Genomic DNA, 25,698 nt, shown 5'->3' with positions numbered 1-25,698 from the left:
CGCGGGGACCGGTGACCCTGGAAGGTCGGGCGGCGCGGGGACCGGTGACCCTCGACGGTCGGACGGCGCCGAGATCAGTGCCCCTTCGCGGTCGAGTGCCGGAGCTCAGGATGCCGGCGCGGCCAACCCCAGCGTCGGAGCCAGGGCGGGAATGGCGTACGCCAGGCTGCCGTCGAGTGCCTCGCCGGTGTGTCCGGCCCCCTCGACGATGTGCGTCAGAACCGTGAAACCCGCCGCCGCCGCCGCCTTCGAATTGGCGAGCTGTCCGGGGCCGTACGTCTTGTCTTCGCTCCCCCAGGTGAAGATGGCGGTGTGGCCGGTGTAGGTACCGGGGGCCGCGGCCGCCATGACCACCGCGGGCTTGTTGGCCTGGAAGGCGTTCGCGTCTCCGTTGTAGACGTCCTTCACGGTCTGGTCGACGTGCTCCGACCCGGGGAACTCATTGCCCATGACGTCGAGCATCTGACCCCAGGTGTCGGGGTACTTCGCCCCGTAAAGGGCCGCGCACGACCCGCCGTTCGAGAAACCGCCGATGGTCCAGTACTTGTGGTCGGTGACGATGTTCAGGTTCTTCTCGGCCCACTGCGGCACGAGCTGGTTGATGTAGGTCGCGACGGCGCCGTACTTCGCGGAGTCCACGCAGGTGGGGTCGCGGTCCGGGGCGGTCAGCTGATCGACGACGATCGCGATGGGTGCGAGACCCTTGTTCTTCGCGGCGAAGGCGTCGAGTGCCTTGGCCAGCGCCGTCGGGTCGGGCGATCCGGGCTGGCCCATCATGAACACCAGGAGCGGCAGGGCCGGAGGGTCGGCGACCTGGGCTGCCGGCGGCAGGTAGAGCGAGGCGTCGCGCGCCGCGTACTGACCGGTGGGGATCTTCGTGCTGCCGGTGAGAGCGCTGACCGAGCCCTTCGACGGCATGTCCGCCGGGGGCTCCCACGATTGGTAGAGCGTCGCCGGGTCGCCGGAGACCGCATCTTGCGGGGGCAGTGAGGCGGGGTCGAGCGCCTGTACGCCGAGGATCGCGGCCAGGTTGTGCGTGACGCCGTACGAGGTGTTCACGCCCAGGATGCCGGCGAGGAGCGAGGCGATGACGGCGACGGCGCCGATCGCGCGACGCGGCCAGGGCCGGCGGAAGATCCCGACGACGCCGATGGCGACGGCCGCCACCGCTCCCGACGCCCACCAGATGGCAGCCCCCGGCAGCGGGCCTTGGAACGTGTCCATGGCCTCGAGGATCTTCGCCACGATGAACATGACCACCCCGGCCGCGACACCGATCACCAGGGTGCTGATGAGCCGACGAGGACGCCACACGGCGACGGCGACCACACACAGCGCCGCGATGACGGCGCTGATGAGCAGCATGGGGCTGTCGATCAGCTCGAACGACAGGATGAACTTGTTCACCGACGGCCCTCCCAGGCGGTTCGGGCCAGTGCCACCATCTCTCGGCCTGAGGCATCGGGCAGATACGCGCGACCCACCGCGGCACCGATCGAAGGGAGTTCGAGCGGGTCGCGGTAGGCCAGCGCCAGGGACCGGTACCGGGGTCGGAACTTGCCCTTGAAACGGAAGAGGGAGGCGAACCCGTAGGCGGGTTCGAGCACCTCGGCGAGCCATCTGAGAAGCGCACGAAGGGGTGCCGGGTCGCCGTCGACGGCCTCATCGGGATCGTCGGCGAGAGGGGCCCCCGACAGGCTGAGCACCGTCGCGCCTTCCGCCTGCAGCTCGAGGGCGGCCTTGGCGATGAGGAACTCCATCATGCCGTTCGGCCCGTCGGTACGCCGACGCATGAAATCGAGCGTCCACCCCGTGATCTCGCCCGCGGTCCACGACGGCATCCAGCTCGTGACCGCCTCGATCCTGCCGTCGGGGCCCACCGCGAGCAGCAGACGGACGTCACGGTCTCGCAGCTCGTCGAGCGAGCCGAGGGTGAAGCCCATCTCGGGGAGCGCGCGGTCGGCGACCCATTCCTCGTCGATCGCGACCACCTGCGACGCCTGCCCGACGCTCAATTCGTGCCACCGCGACCAGACGGCCGTGTACCCCTCGCGCTCGGCGCGGGTGAGCGGCTGCCGCACCTTCTGCCAGGTCTTGCCCGCGAAGGTCAGGCCGGGCAGGTCCATCACCGTCTCGACCCCGACCGGGACGTGCCTCCACCCGAGGGTGACCAGGTCCTCGAGGGTGTCGGCGTGGACGCTGTAGAAGGCGGGGATCCACCCGTGCTCGACGCAGTAGTCCGTGAAACCGCGGAGCGCCTCGACGCGGCGTCCCTCGGGGGCGAGGGGGTCGCCGATGGCGAGGGCGACGTCCCCGCTCAGGCGGTAGGCCACCGCGCACTCGCGATCCTCGGAGTACCAGTGGCTGTTTCCGTCCCAGGTGCCGAGGAAGCCCAGGGTGTCGCTCCCGCGCCGCAGCAGCTCACGGTAGTGACCGTCGTCGACCGTGTCGGGGCGACGCGACCGGCGGTACAGCCACAGGATCGCGGCGACCACGATCGCCCAGAACAGCACACCGATCCACTGGTAGGCGAACAGCGCCGGCCCGCTGTGCGGGAACGCCGTCGAGCCGCCCGGGTGGGTGAAGGAGGGAGGCAGGAAACGGCGGAGCGTCAGACCGAGGAGATCGAGGATCGAGACGTCGCGGTCGAACGCGCGATGACCGATGGCCTCGACGACGAACAGCGTCGTCGCGCACGCCAGGAAGGCGAGGGAGACCACCGCGGCGACGACACGCGCCGCCCGCCGGGTCGCGCGGACCGAGAACCGGGCGCGGGCGACGGCGAGCGCGGCGGCGAGTACGAGGGGGATCACGATCGTCGCGATCGCCCACAGCACGTACTCCGCGCCGCTGCCGTCGACCCAGGGGTCGATCCGCAGGCGCCCGTCGAGGAGAGAGATCACGGGCAGGATCGCGGATGCCACGAGCACGAACTCCGCGACGATCCATGCCGAGCGTCGTCCCTGTCGCAGGCCCCACGCGGCCACGAGCAGCAGGACCAGGGGCACGATCGCGAGAAGGGCGGGGCCCGCGCCCCGCGTCATCAACAGGGCGATCTGCTCGTCGCACACCGAGGAGGCGACCCGGCCGCACTGCGACAAGAGCTCGTCGTCGTATTGCGTGTACGCATCCACGACGAGCGAGAGCGGCCCCCGGCCTCCCCCGCTGACCAGGGCGACGATCGGCCCGCTGCCCACGACCGCGACCAGCAGGGCGAGCAGGGTGCGCGTCTCGCGCGTCGAGCTGCGGTGCCACGAACGCCGCTCCCGGCCCCGCACGAGGACCGCGCCGACGACGAGTCCGATGACCGCGGCCGAGAGCCGGTACCAGGAGTCCGCGTCACCGGCGTAGAGCGCGAACAGGGCCAGCAGGGCGAAGCCCACCAGTCGCACGCGGCGGCGCCACAGCGTCGGTGCGAAGGCCGAACCCGCCATGACGGCTCCCGCAATCGCGGTGGTCGGATCGAGCACGGGCACCTCGGCGGCGACGACCGGGCGGAGGTCGGTGATCGTCCAGGCGGCCGCGTGGAATCCGATGCCCACGACGAGCCCGCTCAGCCCGATCAGGACCAGGAACACGCTCGTGCGCCGCGACCCGACGAGTCGTTCGACGGAGGCCAGGGCGGTCAGGGCGAGCAGCACCGAGGAGAGGGCGTCGATCGTCGAATCGGGGATCACGAGTGCCGTCAGCAGGGTCCACCACCGGCCGCTGCCGAAGGTGGCCAGCGGCCCCGCTCCCCACGCCAGCGCGTCCTCGCCCCAGAGCGATCCGGTCGCCGCCGCGGACGCGACGACCACCACGGCGACCACGATCGCCACGGGGTTGCGGGACACGTACCGGCGCAGCGCAGCACCGACGACGGTCAGCCGAGACGGGGGGCCTTCGGCGACCGGAGGAGCGGCGGAATCGGACATCGGCGAAAGCGTATTGCCACTTCCTATGAGCGGGCGTCAGTACCAGATGTCGAGGAGCGGCGCGACGTCCGGGGCGAAGGACCGGTCGAGGGATGCCAAGGCCCCGGCCTCACCGCGTACGAGACCCGCGAGCGCCAGCTCGGTGGAGCGGACACCGCCGAGGAGCAGTGAGCTCAGGGCGCCGACGGTCAGATCGACGTCGATCGGACGGTCCGTCACGGGCACGACCTGTGCCTCGCCGTCCGCCGCGATGCGCAGGCTCCACGTGCCCTCGGCGAATCCGAGCGGATCGGCGACGCGGAGCACGACGTCGAGCCCGGCGGCGTACCGGCGCGAGGCCAGGGCCCCGGGAACGTCGAGGATCCGCAGCCAGTGGTGGTCGGTGAGCGTCGCCGTCACCGCACGCCGATCGGCGACCATCCACTGCACCGGGGGCACGGCGGGCTGCAGCCACGCCTTCACCCGGCCGACCAGGTCGTGTTCGAGCGCGAAGCGCCACAGGGCGGCCGACGCCTCACCGTCGACGGCGAAGATCGCGCGCACCTCGAGATCGTGAGACGAGAAGTCGTCGCGTTCGTCGATCACGTAGACGAGGATTCCCGTCTCGTCGCCGTCGGCGGTGCGGTAGGTGACGGCGCGCACCTTCTCGCCCGACTTGTCGCCGGGCGCGATACCGGCCACCCCGCGCCACCGGCCGTCCCACCCGGGGACCGAGCCGGGGCGTTGCACCCGCACGCGCTCGTGTACGGCTCTCAGACGATCCACCACGGTCTCCCGCGGAACGAAGTCGATCCGGCCGGGTGCCGTCGGACCGGTCCAACGGGCGCGGCCCGTGTCGACCACGACGTCCGACGCCCACGCCGCGGGAGAGAATCCCCACCGGCCGTAGATGGTGGCCTCGGTGACGGTGAGTCCCACGATCGCGAACCCCGCCGCCGCGGCGGTGCGCAGCTCTCCGCCGATCATCGCGCGGGCGATGCCTCGACGGCGATGCGTCGCGGCCACCGTGACGGCGCTGATGGACCACAGCGGCGTCGTGCGCCCGGGAGAGGTCGTGAGCTCGGACGCCCACGAGTCGATCGTGCCCACGGGCACCCCGGGCTCGGTTCCCTGACGGTCGTAGACCGCCGTGAGGCGCCGCGTACGGAGCGTCTCCCGCGCGTTCTCGGCCTCGGCGTCGGTGGACTCGCCACCGAGGAACCCCCGGGACACCGCGCGCTGGAAGGGACGGAACCTCTCCCCCTCGGCATCCACTCGCGCGTACTCGAGCCCGACGGCTGCGAGGTCGGCGGCGGAGGTCTGGTCGAGGGGCAGCGTCAAAGTGTCGATGGATGCCATGACCCCAGCCTAGAGATCACGTCCGACATCCGGCGGGCGAGTGCCCGCGCCGGTCAGTGCGTCGCCTGGATGGCGCGCAGACGCGAGAGCACCTGATCGCGGAGTTCGTCGGGGGCAGTCTCTTTGCACGCACGCGCGACCACTTCGGTCAGCGTGCGGGCCACGAGGGCCTCGTCCTGGCATCCGGGGCAGTTCTCGAGGTGCTCGCGGATGTCTTTCTGCTCGGTCTTGCACACCTCGTTGCGGAGGTATTCCTCAAGGTCGCGTCGCGCCTTGTCGCAGCCGCAGTCGCTCATTTCGTCTCTCCCGTCGCGGCCTGGATGCCGCGCTCCTTGGCGTAATCCGACAGCAGGTCGCGCAGCAGCCGCCGGCCGCGGTGCAGACGGCTCATGACCGTGCCGATCGGGGTCTTCATGATGTCGGCGATCTCCTGGTAGGCGAAGCCCTCGACGTCGGCGAGGTACACCGCCATCCGGAAATCCTCGGGGATCGACTGCAAGGCGTCCTTGACGACGGATGCCGGCATGTGATCGATCGCTTCGGCCTCGGCCGAACGGGCGCTGCTCGCGGTGGTCGACTCGGCTCCGCCCAGCTGCCAGTCCTCGAGGTCGTCGATGGCGCTCTGGTACGGCTCTCGCTGCTTCTTGCGGTACGTGTTGATGTACGTGTTCGTCAGAATGCGGTAGAGCCACGCCTTGAGGTTCGTCCCCTGCGTGAACGTCGCCCACGAGCCGAAGGCCTTCACGAAGGTCTCTTGCACGAGGTCGGCCGCGTCGGCCGGATTGCGCGTCATGCGCATGGCTGCGGCGTACAGCTGGTCCATGAAGGGCAGAGCCTGCTCTTCGAACTGTGCGCGGGGCTCCGCCTGCGGGCCGGCGTCTGCGGTGTCGTTCATCGCGCGCCAGTCTACGTCGAGCCCGTCGACGGCCACCGGGATGGCCTCGACCAGTCGGTCGCGTTCGAGAAGTGCGGTCACGTGTCGTCCCCTTTCAGTAGGGTAGGAACCGATGTCTCCCCTCGGGTATTCCCCTTCCGCCGCCAGTCCCCGCGGTGAGTGGGACGCGCCCGTCGCGAACGGCCCGCTCGATGCCACCGTCACCGTGCCCGGATCGAAGTCCCTGACCAACCGCGAGCTGATCCTCGCCGCCATCGCCGACGGCCCCGCCACGGTGCACGGCCCGCTGCACTCCGACGATTCCGCCCGCATGGTCGACGCGCTGCGCGCCCTCGGCGTCGGGATCGACGAGATCGACACCGGTTCGCCCTTCGGCCCGGACCTGCTGGTCACGCCCCCGTCGTCGTTCACGGGCAGCGGCACGATCGACTGCGGCCAGGCGGGAACCGTCATGCGGTTCATCGCTCCGGTGGCGGGCTTCGCCCGTGGCGACGTGCACGTCACGGCCCACGAGAGCGCGCTGCACCGACCGATGGGGGCGATGATCCACGCCCTGCGCGACGTGGGCGTCGACATCGACGACGGCGGCCACTGGGCGCTCCCCTTCACGGTGCGCGGGCACGGTCACGTGCGCGGCGGCGAGGTCGAGATCGACGCGAGCCAATCGAGCCAGTTCGTCTCGGGTCTTCTGCTCGCGGCGCCGCGCTTCGACGTCGGGCTCCATCTCCGCCACGTCGGCTCGCGACTGCCGAGCATCCCGCACATCGACATGACGGTCGAGGCCCTCGCTCATCGGGCCGTGCACGTCGAGCGCCCCGCTCCCGGCGAGTGGATCGTGCCGGCCGGCCCCGTGCGCGCCAAAGACGTGGCGATCGAGCCCGACCTCTCCAACGCCTCCCCGTTCCTCGCTGCGGCCATGGTCGCGGGCGGATCGGTCACCGTCACGGGCTGGCCCCTGCACAGCACGCAGCCGGGCGCCCTGCTCGTCGACATCCTCGCCGAGATGGGAGCCCGCGTCAGTCGTCGCGGCGGCGCCCTCACCGTGGCCGCCGGAGATGACGGCATCCTGGGCGTCGACCTCGACCTGTCCGCGGCCGGCGAGCTGGCTCCCACGCTCTTCGGTCTCGCCGCCTTCGCGGACGGGCCGACCACGCTGCACGGCATCGGACACATCCGCGGACACGAGACCGACCGCATCGCGGCCCTCGTGGGCAACCTGCGCTCGCTCGGCGGCGAGGCGCACGAGCTCGACGACGGCATCCGCATCGTCCCGCGGCCGTTGACCGGAGGCGAGTGGAAGGCGCACCACGACCACCGTCTGGCCACCACCGGGGCCCTGATCGGTCTGCGCGTGCCCGGCGTGCGCGTCGACGACATCGGCACGACCGCCAAGACGCTGCCCCAGTTCGCGGGTCTGTGGCAGACGATGCTCGACGACTCGCGTCGCTGAACGAGGACGAACCCGTGAGCTGGCTCGACGACCCCGACGACGAAGACGACCTTCAATACGACGAGTCGTCCATCCGGGTGCGTCCGAACCCGAAGGCGAACAGGCCGCGTACGAAGCGCCGCCCCGCGCACGCCGACGCGCAGATCGCCCGGGTGCTCGGCGTCGACCGCGGCCGCTACACGGTCCTCGTCGACGAAGACGGCCCCGACGAGCGTCGGGTGCTGGCCACTCGCGCCCGCGAGCTCCGCAAGCAGCCCATCGTCAACGGCGACCGCGCCCGCGTCGTCGGCGACCTCTCGGGCGACGAGGGCACGCTCGGTCGCATCATCGGCCTCGAGGACCGCACCTCCCTGCTGCGCCGGAGCGCCGATGACACCGACCAGGTCGAGCGCGTGATCGTCGCCAACGCCGACCAGATGCTCGTCGTGGTGGCCGCGGCCGACCCCGAGCCCCGCGCCCGTCTCGTCGACCGCTACCTGGTCGCGGCGCTGGATGCCGGCATCCGCCCCCTGCTCGTCGTCACCAAGACCGACCTGGCCGACCCGACCGAGTTCCTCGCGCACTTCGTGGGGCTCGACCTGCGCGTGTTCACGAGCGCCCAGGGCGAGATGCCCCTCGACGAGATCGGCGAGGCGCTCGTCGGCCACTCGACCGTGTTCGTCGGGCACTCCGGCGTCGGGAAATCCACGCTGGTCAACGCGCTCACGGGCTCGGAGCGGGCGACCGGCCATGTCAACACCGTCACCGGGCGGGGCCGTCACACCTCGTCGTCGGCGGTCTCGCTGCGGTATCGCGGACGACACGGGTCGGGCTGGGTCATCGACACCCCGGGCGTGCGCTCGTTCGGGCTGGGCCACGTCGACCCCGCCCACGTGCTGGGCGCCTTCACGGATCTCGCCGAGGTCGCCGAGGAGTGCCCACGCGGCTGCACGCATCTGCCCGACGCCCCCGACTGCGCGATCATCGAGGCCGTCGAATCCGGGCGCCTGGGTCCGGGGGCCGCGGCCCGGCTCGACTCGCTGCAGCGCCTGCTGACGACGTTCCAGGGCATCGAGCGTTCTAGGCTGGAGGGGTGACGAACCTCGAAAAGGGCGACATCGCCCCCGACTTCACCCTCCTCGACCAGGATGAGCACCCCGTCTCCCTGGGCGACTTCCGCGGCCGCCGCGTGATCCTCTACTTCTACCCCGCGGCCCAGACCCCGGGCTGCACCACGCAGGCCTGCGATTTCCGCGACAGCCTCGCCTCGCTGCAGGGTGCCGGCTACACGGTTCTCGGCCTCTCGCGCGACCTGCCCGAGAAGCTGCGCGCCTTCCGCGACAGCGACGGACTGACCTTCCCGCTCCTGAGCGACGCCGACCACGCCGTCCACGAGGCCTACGGGGCGTGGGGCGAGAAGCAGAACTACGGTAAGACGATCACCGGCGTGCTGCGCTCGACGTTCGTCGTCGACGAGGACGGCAAGATCGTAGAGGCGATGTACAACGTCAAAGCCACCGGCCACGTCGCGCGTCTGCGCAAGACCCTGGGGCTGGCCGCCGCCTGATCTCCGGATGCCATGACCCCGCCCCGCGACAGCGGTCGGCGGGGTCTTCGCGTTCAAGCCGGCGACTCAGTCGTCGTCGCGACGGCGCGGAGCTGCGGCGCGCGCCGCCAGCACGAGCAGCACCAGGCCGACGACCGCGGGGACGGCGATCAGCACGGCGATGCCGGGAGCCGCCCACTCCCCCGTCACGGCGCCGATGGCCACCGACAGGACGAGCAGTTGCGTCACGATCCCGCCCGACCGGCCGGCGGACACGTCGCGAGCGGTCGCGATCCCGAAGGCGCCGACGATGGCGGCGCCGATGACGGTGAGGACGATGAGGGCGATCGAACTGACCACGGAGTCGGTGTCGCCGCCGATGAGGGCGACCGTCTGCCAGCCCGCGAGGGCCAGGATGCCGACACTCTCGAGCCCCAGGAGAGCTGCGGCCGCAACACGAATCGGCATCCGGAAGGCCTCCCCGGCGGGCGCACCTGCGCCGTTACGATCTGGAAACCTGCCGGTTACCTCTTGATCAGGCGGAATCGCTATGGGAGCATGGAACAAGCCGTGTGCTCCCACAGCGAAGTGGGGCGAGCAATCGCTCGCGTTCCCACCAGGGTACCGGACCCGAATCCCGGTGCCGAATCGACCAATTTTCTGTTACAAGGAGCACCCCCATGGATTGGCGCGACAAAGCAGCCTGCCTGACCGTCGACCCCGAGCTGTTCTTCCCGGTCGGCAACACCGGCCCCGCGGTCGACCAGATCGAGAAGGCGAAGTCGGTGTGCGCACGCTGCACCGTCACCGAGGTCTGCCTGCAGTACGCCCTCGAGTCCGGCCAGGACTCGGGTGTCTGGGGCGGCCTGAGCGAAGACGAGCGTCGCGCACTCAAGCGTCGCGCCGCTCGCGCCCGTCGCGCCTCCTGACGACAGCAACGCGAAGAAGCCCGCCCCTTTGGGGTGGGCTTCTTCGCGTGTACGAGAGTCTGCGCCCTCATCGCGCGATCTGTGCGGACCTGCGCGTTCTGCGCGCGACGCGACCACTGAGGCGTGCGCGACATCGGGACACAGCATCCCTCCCCCGGTTGCACGCCGTCCGGCGGTGCCGCGTCAGGCCGCGGAGCCGCCGATGTAGCGCAGAGGGATCTCGATCGTGACCTCGGTGCCGCTGCCCATCAGCGTGTGCCAGTCGATCGTGCCGCCGAGCTCGCCCTGGATGAGCGTGCGGACGATCTGCGTTCCCAGACCCCGACCCACCTGCCCCTCCGGCAGCCCCACGCCCGTGTCGCGCACGCTGACCTCGAGCATCTCGCCGCTCCGCTCGGCCGCGATCTCGACGTCGCCCTCTTGGCCGGCCAGACCGTGCTCCACGGCGTTGGTGACGAGCTCGGTCAGCGCCAACGCGAGGGGCGTGGCGAACTGGCTCGGAAGCGTTCCGAACTTGCCCGTGGTGCGGGTGCGCGCGCGGGTGTTCGGGGCCGCGGCGACCTCGGCCACGAGCTTGAGCACGCGCGCGAAGACGTCGTCGAAGTCGACGTTCTGGGCGAGGCCCTCGGACAGGGTGTCGTGCACCACGGCGATCGCCGAGACGCGGCGCATCGCCTGGGTGAGGGCGTCTCGCGCCTCGTCGGAGTGCGTGCGGCGGGCCTGGATGCGTAGCAGCGACGCGACCGTCTGCAGGTTGTTCTTGACGCGATGATGGATCTCGCGGATCGTCGCGTCCTTGGTGATCAGCTCCTGCTCCTGGTGCCGGATCTCGGTGACGTCGCGGCTGAGCACGATGGCACCGATGCGGGTACCGCGGTCGCGGAGCGGAATGGTGCGCAGCGAGACCTGGACGCCGCGCGCCTCCATGTCGGCACGCCACGGGGCGCGGCCGCTCACCACGACGGGGAGCGATTCGTCGACGTCCTGGCGCTTGGCGGGGAGGATCCGCGCGGTCACCTCGGCGAGCGACTCGCCCTCGAGCTCGTCGTCGAACCCCATGCGGTTGAAGGCCGAGAGCGCGTTGGGGCTCGCGAAGGTGGTGATGCCGTCGACGTCGAGGCGGATGAGTCCGTCCGACGCACGCGGGGCGCCGCGGCGCGGAGCGGTCGGGGCCGAGAGATCGGGGAACTCGGCCGAGGCGATCATTCCGAACACGTCGTCGGCGCAGTCGTTGAACGTGATCTGCTGACGCGAGGGGGTGCGCGTCTCCCCCAGGTTCGTGTGGCGGGTCAGCACTCCCACCGTCGTGACCGCGTGACCCTCGCGCGAGAGCTCGCGCACGATCGGCACCGCACGCACGCGCGTGGGTGTCTCTTCGAACCAGTCGGGGGATGCCGAGTCGACGATGCGACCGCTCTGGAACGCCTCGCGCACCTGCGTGCGCCACTGGGGACGGACGCGGTCGCCGACGATGTCGCGGTAGAAGAGCGTCGCCGCTCCCCCGGGACGCGTGTGGGCGACCGCCACGAAGGAATCGTCCGGAGTGGGAACCCAGATGACGATGTCGGCGAACGCCAGGTCGGCCAGCAGCTGCCCGTCTCCCGCGAGCCGGTGCAGCCACTCGACGTCGGCCTCGCTGGAGCGGCCCTGGGCGTAGACGAGTTCACTGAGTGTCGACACCCCTCCACCCTAGGGGGAGCCCCGTGATGGGGAGTCGCCCACCCCACTGTCGCGGACGCCGTTCGGACGAGACGCGGCAGGGCGAACGTGCACGTCGACGCCGCCCGGAGGGACGAAGAGACGAGCCCTCCACCGCGCACACCCGGGCATTCCGCCGCCCTCGCGCGCACCGGCGGGGTGACGGGTGAGGTCTCGTTGTCCCCCAGTCGGCGGACGACATGAGCACTTGGTAGAGAGAGCCTCACCCGGAGGACGATTTACGAGGGCGGACGCCGGCCGCGAAACAGCCGTCTTCGAGCATGCAGACGTGCGCTCCGTCGTCCGAGAGCGGTGACGGTGGACGCCCTCTGCGGCCTCTGAGCCGGACGGCGTCAGGCCGGGACGATCACGGAGGCGGCGGCGCCGAACGCCCCCGCTGCGCGGCGAGGACGGCGGTCATCGCGGGGTGCCCGCGCGCCCGAGAGCGGGGGCGCGGCGCGATCCGCCGAGGTGAGGGAGCCCGCACTCCTCCCCAACCTCACCCCGTGGGCGGATCATCCACAGACACAGCGAATTCCCCTCCGGGTGTGCGGGGGCCCGCCTACTGTCGGCGTCATCCCCGCCCCGCGACGCACGACCGACAGATTGAGGATCCATGCCCGAAGCAGCCCGGCGACGCGAGGCCGAACGACGCGCGCAGCAGAACGCGCGCACCCCGCAGCCTTCCGGAACGAACCCGTCCGCCGAGAGCCCCCCGCCCCTCGAGGTGCTCGTCGGCACCATGGTGCGCGGCATCCTCGAGGTGGTCGCCGGTGTACGAGACCCGGAACAACTCGCCCGGTGGATGTCGGAAGAGGTGTATCGCCACCTCCTCACACGCACCAGCCTGGCCACGCGCGCACGAAGCGCCCGGCGCGTTCAGGTCTATCGCGTCATGCACGAGATCCGCAGCGTCCGCCTCTCGTCACCGCGCGACGGCGTCATCGAAGCGACGGTCGTCGTCTCGGGCCGTATGCGCACCCGAGCCGTCGCCCTTCGCCTCGAAGCCCTCGAACGGCGCTGGCGCATCACCGCGCTCAGTCTGCTCTGACGGCCGCCCCGGCGCCGGACGGAAGCCCGTCAGGGCCGCCAGGACGCCAGGAAGTTGCCGAGGCGCTCGACCGCGTCGCTGATCACCCGTGCCTCGGGCAGCGTCACGATGCGCACGTGATCGGTGGCCGGCCAATTGAAGCCCGACCCCTGCACCAGCAGCACGTGCTCGGCGAGCAGAAAGTCGCGCACGAACTTGCCGTCGTCGGGGATCTCGTACACCTCGGGGTCGAAGCGCGGGAACGCGTACAGCGCACCCCGGGGCATGACGCACGAGACACCGGGGATCGCTTCGAGGCCCTGCCACGCGGCATCCCGCTGCTCGTGGAGACGACCCGTCGGGGCGATGAGCGCATTGATCGACTGCACACCCGAGAGAGCCGCCTGAACCGCGAACTGCGCCGGCACGTTGGGGCAGAGCCTCGTGGATGCCAGCAGGTTGATGCCGTGCAGGAAGCCCTGCGCGTGCTCCTTCGGTCCGGTGATAGCGAGCCACCCCGAGCGGTAGCCCGCCACACGGTAGGTCTTGGACAGGCCGTTGAAGGTCAGGCAGAGCAGGTCGGGCGCGACGGTGGCCAGGGGGATGTGCACCGCATCGTCGAAGAGGATGCGGTCGTAGATCTCGTCGGCCAGGAGCAGCAGCGAATGCTCGCGCGCGATAGCGGCGATACCTTCCAGGATCTCGCGCGAATACACCGCACCCGTGGGGTTGTTCGGGTTGATGACGACGATCGCCTTGGTGCGGGGCGTGACCTTGGAGCGGATGTCATCGAGGTCGGGCTGCCACTCGCGCTGCTCGTCGCAGAGGTAGTGGACGGGCGTGCCGCCGCCGAGACTCGTCATCGCCGTCCACAGCGGGTAGTCGGGCGCGGGGATGAGCACCTCGTCGCCCTCGTCGAGCAGAGCCTGCATCGTCATGGTGATGAGCTCGGACACGCCGTTGCCCAGGAACACGTGATCCGGGTCGAGGTGCGGGAAGTCGGGCTCCTGCTCGTAGCGCGAGACGACCGCACGCCGGGCGGACAGAATGCCACGACTGTCGCTGTAGCCGTGAGCGTTGGGCACCGAGGCGATCATGTCGCGCACGATCTGGTGCGGCGCCTCGAACCCGAAGATCGCCGGGTTGCCGGTGTTGAGCTTGAGGATCGCGTGCCCCTCGGCCTCCAGACGGTCGGCCTCGACGAGGGCCTCCCCGCGGATCTCGTACAGGACGTCCTTCAGCTTGGATGACTGGTCGAGGGGGCGCAGCGGGCTCATCGGTTCAGGATATCCCCGCCCGCCTCCGGCCAATCGACACCGAGTGGACCCCTCTTCCGGGTGCGAACCGCCGCGCGCGGGGCGGACGCCGGTCACCACAGACGACGAATGCCGCGCCCCCGACCTCGGGACGCGGCATCCGTTCTGCGCTTACTTCTTCTTCGCGGCGCGGCGGTCGGCGCGGTTGTTCGCGGCCGGCTCGTCGCCCGACGGCACCCGCTGCCCGAAGGCTCCGCGGGCGGCGGGAGCCTGCTCGGCGGCGGGCTCGGACTGCTGCTCGGCCTGGCGGAGACGGTTGGTCGCCGCCTGCTGCACCTGGCCACGGTCGTTGCGGACCTCGACCTCGCCGGCGTCGTTCGCGGCGGAGTACTCGAGGCGCTGCGTCTCGACGGGCGCGGGGGCGAGCCCCTTGGCCTCGACCTGTGCCTCGTCGCCCTCGACCTTTCGGACCTCGACCTCGAGGTTGTAGAGGAAGCCGACCGACTCCTCCTTGATCTGCCCCATCATCGACTGGAACATCTGGTAGCCCTCGCGCTGGTACTCGATGAGGGGGTCGCGCTGGGCCATGGCACGCAGGCCGATGCCGTCCTTGAGGTAGTCCATCTCGTAGAGGTGCTCGCGCCAGCGGCGGTCGAGCACCTGCAGGACGACGCGACGCTCGAGTTCGCGCAGCGCCTGCTCGCCCAGCGCCTTCTCGCGGTTCTCGTAGGCGATGCGGGCGTCCGAGATGATCTCGCGCTTGAGACCCTCGGGCGTGATGCGGCCCTTGTTCCCGCCGGCCTCGGCCACGACCTCGTCGATCGTGACGCTGACGGGGTACATCGTCTTCAGCTCTGTCCACAGCGCGTCGAAGTCCCACGACTCGGTGTGACCCGAGCCGGTGTGGTCGTCGATGACGGCGGTGATCGCGTCCTCGATGAAGTGCTGGACACGGTCGGCGATGTCGTCGCCCTGGAGCATGTGACGACGATCGGCGTAGATCGCCTCGCGCTGACGGTTCAGGACGTCGTCGTACTTGAGGACGTTCTTGCGCATCTCGGCGTTGCGCGACTCGACCTGCGACTGCGCACTCTTGATCGCGCGCGAGACCAGGCCCGACTCGATCGCGACGTCGTCGGGGAAGTTCGTGCGGGCGAGGATCGCCTCGGCGGCGCCCGACTGGAACAGACGCATGAGGTCGTCGGTCAGCGACAGGTAGAAGCGGCTCTCACCGGGGTCGCCCTGACGACCCGAACGACCGCGGAGCTGGTTGTCGATACGGCGCGACTCGTGGCGCTCGGTGCCGAGGACGTACAGACCGCCGGCCTCGACGACCTTGGCGGCCTCTTCGGCCACGGCGTCGCGCATGCCCTGGTAGACGGTGTCCCACTCGGACTCGTAGGCCTCGGGGGTCTCGACCGGGTCGAGGTTCTTCGCCTTCATCTCTTGCACGGCGAGGAACTCGGCGTTGCCCCCGAGCATGATGTCCGTACCGCGACCGGCCATGTTGGTGGCGACGGTGACGGCGCCCAGGCGACCGGCACGGGCGACGATCTCGGCCTCGCGCGCGTGGTTCTTGGCGTTGAGCACCTCGTGGCGCACGCCCTTCTTGGCCAGCAGCCGCGAGAGGTACTCGCTCTTCTCGACGCTGGTGGTGCCGACGAGGACCGGCTGGCCCTTCTCGTGACGCTCGACGATGTCCTCGACGACCTGCGCGAACTTCGCCGTCTCGTTCTTGTAGACGAGGTCGGACTGGTCCTTGCGGATCATCGGCTTGTTGGTCGGGATGGGCACCACGCCGAGCTTGTAGGTCGACATGAACTCGGCCGCCTCGGTCTCGGCGGTACCGGTCATTCCGGCGAGCTTGTCGTAGAGACGGAAGTAGTTCTGCAGCGTGACCGTCGCGAGCGTCTGGTTCTCGGCCTTGACCGGCACACCCTCTTTGGCTTCGATCGCCTGGTGGATGCCCTCGTTGTAGCGGCGGCCCACGAGGATGCGTCCGGTGTGCTCGTCGACGATCATGACCTCGTCGTTCATGACGACGTAGTCGGTGTCGCGCTTGAACAGCGCGATCGCCTTGATCGAGTTGTTCAGGAACGAGATGAGCGGGGTGTTCGCGGACTCGTACAGGTTGTCGATGCCGAGGTAGTCCTCGACCTTCTCGATGCCGGGCTCGAGCACACCGATCGTGCGCTTCTTCTCGTCGACCTCGTAGTCGACGCCGGGCTCGAGGGTGCGGGCGAGCTTCGCGAACTCGGCGAACCAGCGGTTGGCCTCACCGGACGCGGGGCCCGAGATGATCAGCGGCGTGCGGGCCTCGTCGATGAGGATCGAGTCGACCTCGTCGACGATTGCGTAGAAGTGACCGCGCTGCACGAGGTCTTCCTTGCGCCAGGCCATGTTGTCGCGCAGGTAGTCGAAGCCGAACTCGTTGTTGGTGCCGTAGCTGATGTCGGCCTCGTACTGCTCGCGGCGCACCTCGGGGGTCTGCCCCGCGACGACCGTTCCCGTGGTCATACCGAGGGCGCGGTAGACGCGGCCCATGAGCTCCGACTGATAGCTCGCGAGGAAGTCGTTGACCGTGATGACGTGGACGCCCTGGCCCGCGATCGCGTTCAGGTACGCGGGGAGAGCCGCGGTGAGGGTCTTGCCCTCACCCGTCTTCATCTCGGCGATGTTGCCGAGGTGGAGGGCTGCACCGCCCATGATCTGCACGTCGTAGGGGCGCTGGCCGAGCGTGCGCTTGGCTGCCTCGCGGACGGCGGCGAAGGCCTCGGGCATGAGCTGGTCGAGCGTCTCGCCGGCCTCGTAACGCGCGCGCAGCTCGACGGTCTCGTTGCGCAGCTCGTCGTCGGTGAGCTGCTCGTAGTCCTCTTCGAGCGCTCCGGTCGCTTTCACGACGCCCTGCAGTCGGCGCAGGATGCGGCCCTCGCCGGCGCGCAGCAGTTTCTCGAGCGGATTGGCCACGAAGCATCTCCATCTGTCGGGTGCGGCGCCCACGTGGACACCGGCCTGCGAACAGGCATACATCGCCCATGTTATCCGTGTTACCCGTTCGTGACCTGCGAGGAGGCCACAATCCGAAAGCGGCGGGGCGCGCCCGCAGCGAACACACGGCGACGGCGGCGAGACCGACGCCTAGGATCGAGCCATGGCCGGTTTCTGGGGCAAGAGGAAGCGCGAAGAACAGGACGCGGCGGACGCCGATCTCGCCCGTCGAGCGGAGCTGGCGATCGTCGCCGCCGACGAGCGCGTCCGCCTGACCTCGGACGAGCTCGACTTCGCTCGCGCCGAACTGGGCGACAAGGCCACCGAAGACCTCGCCGCCGCCCTCGATTCCGTGCGCACCCACCTCGCCGAGGCGTTCCAGCTGCACCAGCTGAACCACGACGAGATCCCCGACACCAAAGAAGAGCTGCGCACGCGCAACGCGCGCATCATCCAGCTCTCGCAGTGGGCCGAAGACCTGCTCGAAGAGCGCACGCAGGTGTTGCAGCCGAAGATCGACGCCGTGCGCCGCGCGCCCGAGACGCTCGCCCGCGTGCGGGCCGACCGCGACCGCCTCGCCGAACGCATCCCCAACGCCCGCGAGGTCGTCGACCGGCTCTCGCGGCGCTACAGCGACTCGGCCCTCTCGCAGATCGGCGGCAACCCCGAAGAGATCGAGCAGCTCCTCGACTTCGCCGTGCACACCGCGTCCGTCTCGGAGCGTCGACGGGAAGCGGGCCAGCGCGAGCAGGCCTCGGTCGCCCTCGAGGCCGCCACCGAGGCCGTGCGCCGGGCGGAATCGCTCCTGGATGCCGTGGACACCTTCGAGATCGAAGCGCTCCGCGCCGAATCCACCCTCGCCGCCGTCATCGACGACTCGCGCGGCGACCTCATCGAGGCGCGAATGGGGGCGCAGACCCCCGCGGTGACCCAGGCCATGGCGACGCTGCAGCAGGCGCTCACGGCGCTGCCCGCCTCGGGGACCCGCAGCGATCCGTTCGCCGCTCTGTCCTCGCTGCGACAGGCCAACGCCGACCTCGACCTCGCGCGCGAGCGCGCCGCGCGCCCCGTCCCCTCGCAGGACCAGGTCGAGCACGCCATCGACGACGCCGACCGCCAGATCGCCGTCGCCCGGGGACTCATCACGGGTCACCGGGGCTGGATCGGCGCCGACGCTCGGACGCGCTTCGTCGAGGCGGAACGTCTGCGCGCGGGTCTGCCGCTGGGCCCCGTGCCCGAGGACCAGCGTGAGACGGCCCTCGCCACCGCGCGACGCGCCGGGAGCCTGGCATCCGAGGCTCTGCAGATCGCCCAGCGCGACATCGAGCAATCCCGCCCGAACGACTGGGGAGGCGACGGTCGCGGTGGCGGTTATGGCCGCGGAGGCGGAATGGGCGGCGGCAACATGGTCGGCGGCATGCTCGGTGGCCTGGTGATCGGCTCGCTGCTCGGCGACATCTTCGACGGCTGAGCCCGCGCTCTTCACCCGCGGCATCGCCCGCACGACGAAGCCCCCGGTCCGCAGACCGGGGGCTTCGCGATGAACTCAGGTCAGGACGCGACCTCGACGGCGGGCGCCGCCTGCGTCGCGAGGGCGATCACGCCGTAGTCCCAGCCCTTGCGTCGGTAGACGACGCTCGGGTGGTCGGTACGGGCGTCGATGAAGAGGAAGAAGTCGTGGCCGACGAGCTCCATGCGATCGACGGCGTCTTCGACCGTCATCCACTCGGGGCCGAACTCCTTCTGGCGGATGACGACGGGGGTGTAGTCCTCGTCTTCGGCGGCGGTCTCTTGGACGGGTACCGAGCCGGTCGCGACCGCGCGCAGCACCTCGACGGAGGCGGGCTCGACGTCGATGCCCGAGAGCTCTCCGGTGCCCTTCTCGAACTTCGCCCCGCGGGGGTGGTTGCGGGCGTCGATGCGCTTGTCCTTCGCCCGACGCACCTGCTCGGAGATTTTGTCGACCGCGAGATCGAGCGCCGCGAACTTGTCGGTGTCGGTCGCCTCGGCGCGGACGACCGGGCCCTTGCCGTCGAGGGTGAGCTCGACCGTATCGTCTTCGAGACGACCGTTGCGATAGGAGCGGTGAGTCACCTTGACCTCGAGCGCCTGAGCGCGAGGCGCGAGGTGCTCGATCCGGCTGACCTTCTCTTCGACCACCGAGCGGAAACGATCGGTGATACCGACTCCCACGCCGACGATGTTGGTGTCCATCAGTGACCTCCTTGTTCCGGGTTCCGCCCGGTCTAAGGGCGGAACATCCGTCGCCTTCAGTCATCCCCACGCTAGTCGTCCGACACCGCCGTGTCACGTCTCAATCACCCGGGATTCACCCCTGAGGACGCTGCGACGCGGCGTGTGCGCCAGAGCGACGGCGACGACCTCGGCGGCTCCCGCAGCCCGAAGAGCTCTCGCCGCCTCGACGAGGGTCGCCCCCGTGGTCACCACGTCATCGACGATGACCACCACCCCGCCGAGGAGGGGCCGGCTCACGAACGCTCCCCCGACGTTCTCTCGCCGCTCGCGTCGTCCGAGGCCCCTCTGGTCGTGGGTCGCACGAACGACGCGCAACAGTCGCTCGTGCCTCCACCCGGCACGGTGCAACAGCACGTCGAGCGGGCGGAAACCGCGACGCTGGAAGGCCGCGCGCGTGCCCGGGACGGTCGTCACGAGAGCACCGACGGGGACCGCGAGCCTCAGCGCCTCGTCGAACGCCGGGGCGAGCTCGCGCGCGAGGGATGTCCGCCCCTCCTCCTTGAGGGCGCGGATGACGCGCGCGGCGACCCCCTCGAAGGCGAGGGCGCTCGTCACCGTCAGTCCGGGCCCGGCGAGACGGCGCATCGGCCGCGGAATCAGGGCTTCACGGCATCCGGAGCACAGGTCGGTGTCGACGACGCCGCACCCGGCGCACGAGACGGGCAACCAGAACGTGAGCGCGTCGCGGAACGAGGAGGCGAGCGCGGCTCGGAACGACATGGGCCCATGGTGCCGGGGCCGATGGTCGCGCGCGGGCGTCCGAGCGACCTCCGGGGAGAACGCCCCTCTTCTCTCGCGTGGGGAGGATCCTCAGGAGGTCGTGCCCTGCTGGGCGGCGAGCACCCGGATGTCGGTGGCGACCAGGGTCCAGGAGCTCCCGCGACGGCTGTAGAGGCGACCGGCGTCGTCGAGCACGCGGACGCTTGTGCTGCCGGCGGCGAGGGTGGTCGCCCCGTCGGGAGCGGCGGCTTCGGTTCCTCGTCCGCCGACGTTGAGCTCGCGCAGGCGGCTGGCGCCATCGACATCGGCCAGGACGCCCACCGTGGTGTCGTCGAGCCAGGCCAGGTCGAAAGCCCCCTGCTGCGAGAACGACAGGACGTGCGGCACGCCGAGGTCGACCTCGCCGCCGTCGCGCTGGATGCCGGCGACCCACACCTCTCGCGTACCCGAGACCGTGACGATCGCCGCCACCCTCGTCCCGTCGCGCGAGATCTGCATCGCACTGATCTCTGAGGCGTCGGGCCAGGCGTTGCCGACGTTGCGCGGCACGCCCTCGGCGGTGATGGCGCGAAGCTGCGTCGGAGCAGAAGCGGGCACGCTCCAGATCGCCCCCTCGGCATCGATCGTGGGGGCGATGAGCCCGGAGCGATCATCGAGCAGGAAGGTGCGTCCGTCGGCCAGAGCGCTCGCCACCGTGCCCTGCTGCGTGCGGACGGCCGCGAGGCTGCGGTCCGCCTCGAGCTCGACCGACGCCGGCGCGAGCGAGGCGACCGCGTCGGACAGTCCGCCGAGGGTTTCGACCGCGTCTCCGGCGAGCGCGCCGAACACTCCCGCGGTGGTCAGCACCGCGGGAGAGGGGTCGACCCGGGTGACGCGCACCGAGACCTCGGAGGCGGGCACCGGAGTCCCCTCCACCGTCATCTGCACCTCGCTGATGCCGGCCGTGACGAGGCTCTTGGCCAGCTGCGTCTGCATCCGATCGAGGGTCGTGCGATCCAGGCTCAGCGCGGTGCGCGGCAGCTGCACCTGGGCGACGCCGCTCGACGACAGGGTCACCGAGCGGCCCACGAGCGACAGCTCGTCGGGGAACGCCGTCTTGACCGCCCCGGCGAGCCACGCGCTGGGCTGGCCGTCGACGAGGGCCGTCGCCACCCGGCTGGCCACGAGCGCCCGCGGGAACCAGCGGACGTCGGGCACGATGAAGCTCCACGTCGGATCGAAGTACGCGATCGATGCCGACTGGTAGACGGTCGGGAACACCTCCTCGTACAGCACGACCCCGTCGGGCGCCGAGGTGATGCGCCACTGGTCGTCGACGCGCGCGAGGGTGAACGAGAGGGACTCCGCGGTGCCCGAGGCGGTCGGGGCGTAGGCGCCGTTGGCATCCACTCCCGCGACCGTGGTGAGCGACACCGTGACCCCGGTGCCGTCGGCGTTCGCGGCGGCGCGACGATCGGCGAGGCGGTCGATCGTGACGCGGGCACGGGGGTCCCACTGCGTCCCGGACGCCAGGAAGAGCTTGGCTGTGGCCCAGTCGTCGGCGGGGCCGGAACCTGCGCGGAGGAACCCCTCCACGATTTCGGCGGGAGAGGCGTCGTCCTGGGGCCCGTCGGGAACGAAGGCGAAGGCCTGGGTGTCGTCGACCTGCGGGCCGCGCCCGGGATTGACGTAGCCCGAGGTCGGCAGACCCGTGCACGCGGCGAGCGCGAGCACGAGGGCGAGGCTGACGAGGGCGAGGATGCGTCTCATGTCGTCTTCCTCACTCCGGGTCGGGTCGAGATGGGCTGGGTGAGACCCAGGGCTTCGAGCGCTCCGCCCTGCTCGTCGTCGGGGACGAGGGGCAGGGGCGAGCTGCTGACCGGCTGATCGGCGCGCGGCAGGGTGAGCACGAAGTTCGACCCGCGTCCGGGCTCGGACCAGACCGACAGCGTGCCGCCGTGCAGCTTGGCATCGCCGAGGGCGATCGACAGACCCAGGCCCGTCCCGCCGATGGTGCGCACGCGCGAGGGATCCGCGCGCCAGAAGCGGTCGAAGACGCGCTCCACGTCGTCGGGCTGCATGCCCAGGCCGAAGTCGCGGACGCCGAGGGCCACGGCATCCCGATCGCTGTCGACCGACACCACGATCGGGCGTCCCTCGCCGTGTTCGATCGCGTTGCCAAGGAGGTTGCGGACGATGCGGCGGACACGTCGGGCGTCCATGTCGACCGGGGTGTAGCCGCCCGGGGCGACGAGACGCACGTCGGAGCCGTGGCCCTCGGCGAGCTGCTCCATCGACAGGATGACGTCCTCGGCGAGATGGGCCAGGCTCGTCGGCTCGAGCTCGAGCTGGACGGACCCGGCGTCGTAGCGGCTGATCTCGAGCAGATCCGTCAGGAGCACCTCGAACCGCTGCACCTGGGCGTGCAGCAGCTCCGCGGCGCGGCCCGTCGCGGGATCGAACTCCTCGCGCTGGTCGTTGATCATGTCGGCGGCGAGCTTGATGGTCGTCAGCGGCGTGCGCAGCTCGTGGGAGACGTCGGAGACGAAGCGCTGCTGCACGAGCGAGAGGTCGGCGAGCTCCTTGATCTGGGATTCGATGCTGTCGGCCATCGCGTTGAACGAGCGGTTCAGGGTCGCGAGCTCGTCCTCGCCGCGTACCGGGAGCCGCACGCCCAGGTCTCCCGCCGCGAGCTTGGCGCTCGTCTCGGCGGCGTCCGCGATCGGGGTGGTCACCGATCTCAGGACGAACCACGCGATCGCGCCGATGAGCAGCACGAGCACCAGACCCACCACCCACAGCAGCACCTGCACGAAAGCCAGGGTCTGCGAGGCGCTCGTCAGGTCGTACCCCATGTAGAGCTCGTACGAATCGACCCCGTCCTCCGCGGGGAAACGCAGCTGATGACCGACGAGGATGCCGGGCACCTCGCGCCCGTCGTCCGCCGGAAGAGCCACCGACTGCCACCACTGGAGGTCGGGGCTCGACTGCACCTGGGTGCGCAGGGCGTCGGTGACGATGCTCGACTCGAACGCCGGGGAGATGAAAGGTTGAGGCGCCAGCGGCGAGGGCGGGCCGATGCGGTACAGGGCGATGAGGTCGCTCGAGGACTGCTGCGACAAGCGCGTCGCGATGCCGTTCATCAGCGTCTGCGCCGCGGCCGGGTCGGTCGAGTCGACGGCGGCGTCGAGGGTCGCTTGCGCTGCGGCGGTGGCGCGCTGGGCCTCGAGCAGCACCTGGTCCTTGCGGGCGGTGAACAGCTCGTTCTGGATGACGAGCGCCATGGCGACGCAGGTGACGAGGATCGTCACAGCGGTGAGGGTCACCGTCAGCACGATCGTGCGGAAGCGCAGCGACCGACGCCACAGGGTCGCCAGACGGTCGCGTTCGACACGCCAGTCGCGCCATCCCCGCACCCGTGGCCGCGGGAGGGTGCGTACCGCGCCCGTCATGAGGGGATCAGGCCACCGCGCCGGCGCGGTAGCCCACGCCGCGCACGGTGGTCACGATGCGCGGGTTGTCGGGGTCGGCCTCGATCTTCGCGCGCAGTCGCTGGACGTGCACGTTGACCAGGCGGGTGTCGGCCTTGTAGTGGTAGCCCCAGACCTGTTCGAGCAGCATCTCGCGCGAGAACACCTGCTGCGGCTTCTCGGCCAGGGCGACGAGGAGCTCGAACTCGAGCGGCGTCAGGGCGATGGGGGCATCGCCGCGGCGGACCTCGTGGGCGGCCACGTCGACGACGAGGTCGCCGATGCGCAGCGTCTCGTCGACCGGAGCCTGCACGGGACGCAGGCGCGTGCGGATGCGGGCGACGAGCTCTTTGGGGTTGAAGGGCTTCATGATGTAGTCGTCGGCGCCCGACTCCAGACCCTTCACCACGTCGGCCGTGTCGGTGCGCGCGGTGAGCATGATGATCGGCACGCCGGACTCGGCCCGCACGCGGGTGCAGATCTCGATGCCGTCGACACCGGGGAGCATCAGGTCGAGCAGGATGAGATCGGGGCGCTCGGTGCGCCAGGCGTCCACCGCTTGCGCTCCGTCGGCGCAGAACGCCGTGTCGAATCCCTCGGTGCGCAGCACGATGCCGATCATCTCGGCCAACGCGGTGTCGTCGTCGACAACCAGGATCCGTGAAGTCATTCGGGTGTACGTCTTCCGTCTCGAAACCCGCTCGGGAACGGGCACTACGCCCCGGGTGGGGGCACGTTCCATCGAGAGTAGTCGACCTGCCTGCACGACAGGCGTGCGTGTCGGGGGTGTATGACACGATGAGGACACCGCCATGTGACGAGGAGGGGCCCCACATGACCGCGTACCCCGCTTGGACTCCGGCATCGCGCCCGGGGATCGTTCCGCTGCACCCCTACGGGTTCGGCACCATCCTGGGCCGGTCCTTCGTCGCCCTGCGCCATAACCCCAAGGTGCTGCTGGGCTTCGCCCTCGTGGTGCAGGCGGTGGCCTACATCATCGTGACGGCGGCCATCGCCGGGGTGGCGATCGCGAGCTTCTCCCGGCTCGACACCGTCGCGTACGGCAGCGACGACTACGACGCCATCATCGCGGGCTCGATCGCCCTCACCGCCATCGCGGGCCTGGTGCTCGGCATCCTGTCCGGCGTCCTGGGCGTCGTCGTGCAGGGCATCGTCGTCGCCGAGGTCGCGCACGCGGTGGTCGCCGAGAAACCCTCCCTGAAAGCCGTCTGGGCGCGGGTGCGCCCGGTGTTCTGGCGCCTGGTCGGTTACAGCGCGCTCACGGTCGGCGCGGTGGTCGTCCTCGTCGGGATTCTGGCGGGGATCGTCGCTCTGCTGGTCATCGCCGCGACCTGGGTCGGCGCGATCGTCGGCGTGCTGTTCTTCCTGGCGCTCATCCCGCTGTACCTCTGGCTGACGCCCAAGCTCTTCCTCGTCCCCTCGGTCATCATCCTCGAGCAGGCCCCCGTCTTCCGCGCGATCGCCCGATCGTGGCAGCTGACCCGCGGGCGCTTCTGGTCGACGCTCGGGATCGTCGTGGTCATCTCCGTCGTCTTCGGCGCCGTCGCCCAGATCATCTCGATCCCCCTCAGCCTGTTCGGCGGGTTCGTTCCGTCGATCATCGCCCCGACGGGCGAGAGCGGGGCCGGTGCCCTCGTCGGCCTCATCATCGTGCAGGTCATCGGGCAGTTCGGCATCCTGCTCGTTCAGTGCATCGCTCTCGTGGTGCAGTCGACCTCCGCCGTCCTCGTGTACGTCGACGCCCGCATGCGCGTCGAGGGTCTCGACCACGATCTGCAGTCGTACGTGGAAGCGCGCGATTCCGGCGCCGCCGAACTGAGCGACCCCTACCTCGTGGGTGTGGGCCGCGTCGTCGAGCGCCCCGCCCCGGTGCCCTACGGCGCTCCGCCGGCGTTCGCGGGGTACGGGCCACCGTCGGGGACCTCCGGGTACGGCGCGCCGGCGGGGTACGGCGCGCCCGCGGGGTACGGCCCGCCGGCGGCGGGAGGGTACGCCGCTGCACCCCAGGGTCATCAGGCCGCCCAGGGACGACCTGTTCCGGACTCCGCCCCGCCGGCTGCCGCATCTGCCCCGCCACCGCCCCCGTACCCCGCGCCGGCGGCCGGCTCCGTGCCGCAGGCTCTCCCCGCGCCCTCGACGCCCCCGGCGCCTCCGGCACCTCCCGCCGGCGACCCGGCGCAGACGACGTGGGCCGCCCCCGGCTCGACCGACGACGCGTGATCCTCACGG

General features: G+C 70.5%; 21 protein-coding genes. 7 read left to right on the top strand and 14 right to left on the bottom strand.

Features of this window, described 5'->3' with window-relative positions; all coding sequences use genetic code 11:
* Positions 1-105: 105 nt before the first annotated feature.
* Genes J2X55_RS06915 through J2X55_RS06895 form a run of 5 tightly spaced genes read right to left on the bottom strand, consistent with a single transcriptional unit; the run spans position 106 to position 6,147 of the window.
* Positions 106-1,407 (bottom strand): esterase, encoded by a 1,302-nt coding sequence (locus J2X55_RS06915; RefSeq protein ID WP_309822590.1) that lies wholly within the window; start codon positions 1,405-1,407, stop codon positions 106-108.
* Positions 1,404-3,914, bottom strand: a complete 2,511-nt coding sequence (locus J2X55_RS06910) for a bifunctional lysylphosphatidylglycerol flippase/synthetase MprF (protein WP_115915625.1) — start codon at positions 3,912-3,914, stop codon at positions 1,404-1,406. Before J2X55_RS06910 ends, J2X55_RS06915 begins: the two co-directional genes overlap by 4 nt.
* A gap of 36 nt (positions 3,915-3,950) precedes the next feature.
* Positions 3,951-5,252, bottom strand: a complete 1,302-nt coding sequence (locus J2X55_RS06905; protein ID WP_309822587.1) for a GNAT family N-acetyltransferase — start codon at positions 5,250-5,252, stop codon at positions 3,951-3,953.
* Between the two features lie 53 nt (positions 5,253-5,305).
* Entirely contained in the window at positions 5,306-5,548 is a 243-nt protein-coding gene (locus J2X55_RS06900; RefSeq protein ID WP_115915627.1) for a zf-HC2 domain-containing protein, read from the bottom strand.
* The gene (locus J2X55_RS06895) at positions 5,545-6,147 is read right to left on the bottom strand and encodes a sigma-70 family RNA polymerase sigma factor (protein ID WP_115917268.1); all 603 of its coding nucleotides are present in this window, start codon (positions 6,145-6,147) and stop codon (positions 5,545-5,547) included. The genes J2X55_RS06900 and J2X55_RS06895 overlap by 4 nt, the downstream gene beginning before the upstream one ends.
* A gap of 112 nt (positions 6,148-6,259) precedes the next feature.
* On the opposite strand from J2X55_RS06895, the gene aroA reads away from it, so the two are divergent.
* Genes aroA through bcp form a run of 3 tightly spaced genes read left to right on the top strand, consistent with a single transcriptional unit; the run spans position 6,260 to position 9,143 of the window.
* Positions 6,260-7,597 (top strand): 3-phosphoshikimate 1-carboxyvinyltransferase, encoded by a 1,338-nt coding sequence (gene aroA / locus J2X55_RS06890; RefSeq protein WP_115915628.1) that lies wholly within the window; start codon positions 6,260-6,262, stop codon positions 7,595-7,597.
* Between the two features lie 14 nt (positions 7,598-7,611).
* The gene (gene rsgA / locus J2X55_RS06885) at positions 7,612-8,673 is read left to right on the top strand and encodes a ribosome small subunit-dependent GTPase A (protein WP_309822585.1); all 1,062 of its coding nucleotides are present in this window, start codon (positions 7,612-7,614) and stop codon (positions 8,671-8,673) included.
* Positions 8,670-9,143 carry a thioredoxin-dependent thiol peroxidase gene (gene bcp / locus J2X55_RS06880; RefSeq protein ID WP_309822583.1) on the top strand — a complete coding sequence of 158 codons (474 nt, stop codon included), beginning with the start codon at positions 8,670-8,672 and terminating at the stop codon, positions 9,141-9,143. Before rsgA ends, bcp begins: the two co-directional genes overlap by 4 nt.
* Positions 9,144-9,209: 66 nt before the next feature.
* On the opposite strand, the gene J2X55_RS06875 is transcribed toward bcp, so the two are convergent.
* A complete protein-coding gene (locus J2X55_RS06875; protein WP_309822581.1) occupies positions 9,210-9,590 on the bottom strand; it encodes a histidine kinase in 381 nt (126 codons plus the stop codon).
* Between the two features lie 212 nt (positions 9,591-9,802).
* Here J2X55_RS06875 and J2X55_RS06870 point away from each other — a divergent pair, with 212 nt between their 5' ends.
* Entirely contained in the window at positions 9,803-10,051 is a 249-nt protein-coding gene (locus J2X55_RS06870; protein ID WP_013583608.1) for a WhiB family transcriptional regulator, read from the top strand.
* Positions 10,052-10,234: 183 nt separating this feature from the next.
* Here J2X55_RS06870 and J2X55_RS06865 read toward each other — a convergent pair whose 3' ends face one another.
* Entirely contained in the window at positions 10,235-11,731 is a 1,497-nt protein-coding gene (locus tag J2X55_RS06865; RefSeq protein WP_115915631.1) for a sensor histidine kinase, read from the bottom strand.
* Positions 11,732-12,365: 634 nt separating this feature from the next.
* On the opposite strand from J2X55_RS06865, the gene J2X55_RS06860 reads away from it, so the two are divergent.
* Complete coding sequence (locus J2X55_RS06860) at positions 12,366-12,800, top strand: Rv3235 family protein (RefSeq protein WP_115915632.1); 435 nt, start codon at positions 12,366-12,368, stop codon at positions 12,798-12,800.
* Positions 12,801-12,829: 29 nt separating this feature from the next.
* On the opposite strand, the gene J2X55_RS06855 is transcribed toward J2X55_RS06860, so the two are convergent.
* Both J2X55_RS06855 and secA read right to left on the bottom strand, forming a co-directional pair.
* A complete protein-coding gene (locus J2X55_RS06855) occupies positions 12,830-14,056 on the bottom strand; it encodes a pyridoxal phosphate-dependent aminotransferase (protein WP_115915633.1) in 1,227 nt (408 codons plus the stop codon).
* 150 nt (positions 14,057-14,206) lie between these two features.
* Entirely contained in the window at positions 14,207-17,002 is a 2,796-nt protein-coding gene (gene secA / locus J2X55_RS06850) for a preprotein translocase subunit SecA (RefSeq protein WP_309822576.1), read from the bottom strand.
* 184 nt (positions 17,003-17,186) lie between these two features.
* Here secA and J2X55_RS06845 point away from each other — a divergent pair, with 184 nt between their 5' ends.
* Positions 17,187-18,494 (top strand): hypothetical protein, encoded by a 1,308-nt coding sequence (locus J2X55_RS06845; RefSeq protein WP_115915635.1) that lies wholly within the window; start codon positions 17,187-17,189, stop codon positions 18,492-18,494.
* A gap of 80 nt (positions 18,495-18,574) precedes the next feature.
* On the opposite strand, the gene hpf is transcribed toward J2X55_RS06845, so the two are convergent.
* The 5 genes from hpf to mtrA form a co-directional block, all read right to left on the bottom strand.
* Entirely contained in the window at positions 18,575-19,237 is a 663-nt protein-coding gene (hpf, locus tag J2X55_RS06840) for a ribosome hibernation-promoting factor, HPF/YfiA family (RefSeq protein ID WP_115915636.1), read from the bottom strand.
* 93 nt (positions 19,238-19,330) lie between these two features.
* Positions 19,331-19,999 carry a phosphoribosyltransferase family protein gene (locus tag J2X55_RS06835; protein WP_309822571.1) on the bottom strand — a complete coding sequence of 223 codons (669 nt, stop codon included), beginning with the start codon at positions 19,997-19,999 and terminating at the stop codon, positions 19,331-19,333.
* A 90-nt stretch (positions 20,000-20,089) separates the two neighbouring features.
* Positions 20,090-21,748 (bottom strand): LpqB family beta-propeller domain-containing protein, encoded by a 1,659-nt coding sequence (locus J2X55_RS06830; protein WP_210110973.1) that lies wholly within the window; start codon positions 21,746-21,748, stop codon positions 20,090-20,092.
* Positions 21,745-23,430, bottom strand: a complete 1,686-nt coding sequence (mtrB, locus tag J2X55_RS06825; RefSeq protein ID WP_115915639.1) for an MtrAB system histidine kinase MtrB — start codon at positions 23,428-23,430, stop codon at positions 21,745-21,747. Before mtrB ends, J2X55_RS06830 begins: the two co-directional genes overlap by 4 nt.
* 7 nt (positions 23,431-23,437) lie before the next feature.
* Positions 23,438-24,118, bottom strand: a complete 681-nt coding sequence (gene mtrA / locus J2X55_RS06820; protein ID WP_115915640.1) for an MtrAB system response regulator MtrA — start codon at positions 24,116-24,118, stop codon at positions 23,438-23,440.
* A gap of 164 nt (positions 24,119-24,282) precedes the next feature.
* Here mtrA and J2X55_RS06815 point away from each other — a divergent pair, with 164 nt between their 5' ends.
* Complete coding sequence (locus J2X55_RS06815; RefSeq protein ID WP_309822565.1) at positions 24,283-25,689, top strand: glycerophosphoryl diester phosphodiesterase membrane domain-containing protein; 1,407 nt, start codon at positions 24,283-24,285, stop codon at positions 25,687-25,689.
* Positions 25,690-25,698 lie beyond the last annotated feature (9 nt).

The sequence above is a fragment of the Microbacterium sp. 1154 genome (assembly GCF_031455375.1).
Taxonomy (GTDB): Bacteria; Actinomycetota; Actinomycetes; order Actinomycetales; family Microbacteriaceae; genus Microbacterium.
This window is presented reverse-complemented; position numbering and strand designations above follow the sequence as displayed.